The organism is Vibrio sp. 970 (assembly GCF_033339075.1).
On the sequence record NZ_JAWOTW010000901.1, the window covers coordinates 1 to 500 of the forward strand.

Genomic DNA, 500 nt, shown 5'->3' on the forward strand with positions numbered 1-500 from the left:
AGGCACCCAGAGCCCAAGTCAGGCTGTAAACCGTCTGGTTAACAAATTCTCTGAACCTGTGATTCGTAAAGCCATGTATCAGGCAATGAAGATAATGGGTCACCAGTTTGTTCGCGGCCGCACGATTGAAGAAGCGCAGAAAAATGGTCGCCCGATGCGCGACAAAGGTTTCACTTACTCATTTGATATGTTGGGTGAAGCGGCGCTAACAACAGCGGATGCAAACAAATACTTCAAAGATTACCTAATGGCGATCGAAGCGGTGGGTCGCGAGACTTACGGTAACGACACCAGCCCTGCGCCTTCGGTTTCTATCAAGCTTTCAGCATTGCACCCTCGCTACGAAGTGGCGAACGAAGAGCGTGTTATGACTGAGCTGTATGAAACGCTCATGCAACTACTAAAACGCGCGATTGAAGTCGACGTTGCGATCACGATTGATGCAGAAGAAGCTGATCGCCTTGAGCTGTCTCTAAAGCTGTTCGAGAAGATTTACCGCA

General features: G+C 49.2%; 1 protein-coding gene. It reads left to right on the forward strand.

What is annotated here, in order from left to right:
* Window positions 1-500: proline dehydrogenase family protein (locus R7Q11_RS29815; protein ID WP_318094503.1), on the forward strand; the 500-nt coding region annotated here is incomplete at both ends.